At 64.7% G+C, this 535-nt stretch carries 1 protein-coding gene; it reads left to right on the top strand.

Annotation, left to right across the window (positions count from 1 at the left end; genetic code table 11):
• The first annotated feature begins 251 nt into the window (after positions 1-251).
• Entirely contained in the window at positions 252-440 is a 189-nt protein-coding gene (locus B2U11_RS06015; protein WP_292070589.1) for a VOC family protein, read from the top strand.
• Positions 441-535: the final 95 nt, after the last annotated feature.

Below are 535 nucleotides of genomic sequence, written 5' to 3'. Positions count from 1 at the left end.
ATGAAGATCGTGACCAGCCTGAGCTTTCAGGGCCAGTGCCGAGAGGCCTTCGATTTCTACGCCACGGTGCTGGGCGGCAAGGTGAACGCCTTCGCATTTCGCGACGCTCCCGGCGATGCGCCCGTCGATCCCAAATACCAGGACTGGCTGATGCACGCCTGGCTGGAGTTCGGCGACCAGGCCTTGATGGGCGCCGACTGCCGCCCGAGTTCGCGCCCAACATCGACAAACCCAAGAACGGCTTCGACGTCATGCTGCACACCGAAGACCTGGATGAGGCGAAGCGCGCCTTCGAGGCCTTGGCGGAAGGCGGCAAGGTCGGCATGGCCTTCGGCGAGACCTTCTGGTCGCCCGGCTATGGCAATCTGACCGACAGGTTCGGCGTGCCGTGGATGATCAACACCAACGGCGGGCCGGATTGGAAACCGTCCCAGAGCTGACCGCATATGGACGGACTCGACCAAGGTCGAATGGATCGGGGATACTGCGCCGCCTAGCACCGCCGCACCGAGGTCCCCCCGACCGCAGCCCCGAC

Source organism: Brevundimonas sp. UBA7534 (assembly GCF_002479325.1).
GTDB lineage: Bacteria > Pseudomonadota > Alphaproteobacteria > Caulobacterales > Caulobacteraceae > Brevundimonas.
Note: the sequence above shows the minus strand (reverse complement) of the source record. Positions and strands in the feature narration are given on the sequence as shown.